Origin of the sequence: Burkholderia sp. HAN2018, assembly GCF_024704855.1 — a bacterium.
Lineage (GTDB): Bacteria > Pseudomonadota > Gammaproteobacteria > Burkholderiales > Burkholderiaceae > Burkholderia > Burkholderia cepacia.
Window position 1 is genome coordinate 1 of the sequence record NZ_QOBB01000467.1, and the last position, 2,046, is coordinate 2,046.

A 2,046-nucleotide genomic window follows, 5' to 3' on the forward strand; every position below is an offset into this window, starting at 1 on the left:
GTGGCGATCGCGGCCGCGCGCGTCGTGGCCGCCGTGTGCGTCCTGGCGCTGCGCGCCGTGATGCCCGCCTCCACCGCCGTGGCCTCCGCCGCCGTGGCCGCCATTGCCGTGGCCGCCGCCATGGCCGCCCAGGATTCGCTTCAGAAAGCTCATTGCCCGCTCCTCAACGCGTGGCCTGCGCGCCGCCGAACGCCCCGGAGGACGACAGCAGCCGCAAGCCGTTGGCCACGACGATCAGGCTGGCGCCCGCGTCGGCGAAGACCGCCATCCACATCGTGCCGAGCCCCGCGACCGTGAGGCCGAGGAACACGACCTTCACGCCGAGCGCGAAGCCGATGTTCTGCACCAGGACGCGATGCGTCGCGCGCGACAACCGCACGAACGCGGGAATCTTGCGCAGGTCGTCGTCCATCAGCGCGACGTCGGCCGTCTCGATCGCCGTGTCGGTGCCCATCGCCCCCATCGCGAAGCCGATGTCGGCACGGGCGAGCGCCGGTGCGTCGTTGATCCCGTCGCCGACCATCCCGACCGCGCCCGCGCCGCCGGCCGACAGCTCCTCGACCGCCGCGAGCTTGTCTTCCGGCAACTGGTTGCCGCGCGCGTCGTCGATGCCGGCCTGCTTCGCGATTGCCTGCGCGGTATGCGGGTTGTCGCCCGTCAGCATCGCGGTGCGGATGCCGAGCGCGTGCAGATCGGCGATCGCTTCACGGCTCGTGTCCTTGATCGTGTCGGCCACCGCGAAGATGCCGAGCACGCGCGCTTCGTCGACCAGCACCACGACGCTCTTGCCCTGCCGCTCGAGCGCATCGAGCTTCGCTTCGAGCGCCGTCGAGCAGCGTTCGAGCTCCTCGACGAGCCGGTGGTTGCCGAGCCAGTAGCGCGTGCCGTCGATCGTGCCGCGCACCCCGCGCCCGACGATCGCTTCGAAATCCTGCACATCGGCGAATGCCGTCGTGCCGGCGTCACGGGCCGCGGCGGCGATCGCCTGCGACACCGGGTGATCGGAGCGGGCCGCGAGGCTCGCACCAAGGTGCCGCACCCGCACCGCATCGGCATCGGTCGCATGCAGGTCGAAGTCGGTCTGCACCGGCTTGCCGTGCGTGATCGTGCCGGTCTTGTCGAGCGCGAGCCAGGCGAGCTTGCGCCCCTCTTCCAGATAGACGCCGCCCTTCACGAGAATCCCGCGTCGCGCCGCGGCCGCGAGCCCCGACACGATCGTCACCGGCGTCGAGATCACCAGCGCGCACGGGCACGCGATCACGAGCAGCACCAGCGCACGATAGATCCAGTCGTGCCACGCACCGCCCATGACGAGCGGCGGCACCACCGCCACCAGCAGCGCGACCGCGAACACGATCGGCGTGTAGACACGCGCGAACTGGTCGACGAAGCGCTGCGTCGGCGCCTTCGCGCCCTGCGCCTCCTCGACCGCGTGGATGATCCGCGCGAGCGTCGAGTTGGCCGCCACCGCCGTCACGCGGTATTCGAACGAACCCGATTCGTTGATCGTGCCCGCGTACACGGCGTCGCCGGTCGTCTTTTCGACGGGCAGGCTCTCGCCGGTGATCGGCGCCTGGTTCACCGTCGAGCGGCCGGCGACGACCTCGCCGTCCAGCCCGATCCGCTCGCCCGGCTTCACGCGCACGACCGCGCCGAGCGCCACCTGCGCGGCCTCGATCGTGCGCCACGAGCCGTCGGCGTCCTGCACGGTCGCGGTGTCCGGCGCGAGCTGCATCAGGCCCTGGATCGCATTGCGCGCGCGGTCGAGCGACTTCGCCTCGATCAGCTCGGCAATCGTGAACAGCACCATCACCATCGCGGCTTCGGGCCACTGGCCGATCGCCATCGCCCCCGTCACCGCGATGCTCATCAGCGCGTTGATGTTCAGGTTGCCGTTGCGGATCGCGATCCAGCCCTTCTTGTACGTGGTGAGCCCGCACGCGAGTACCGCGGCGAGCGCGAGCGCCGCCGCGAGCCACACCGGCAGCCCGGCCCACGTCGCGCCCTCGGATGCGATCGCGGCGACGCCGGCCAGCGCCAGCGGCC

At 71.4% G+C, this 2,046-nt stretch carries 1 protein-coding gene; it reads right to left on the minus strand.

Features of this window, described 5'->3' with window-relative positions; genetic code table 11:
- Positions 1-163: 163 nt before the first annotated feature.
- On the minus strand, positions 164-2,046 hold a 1,883-nt coding region (locus DPV74_RS41015; protein WP_119339264.1), incomplete at its 5' end, for a heavy metal translocating P-type ATPase.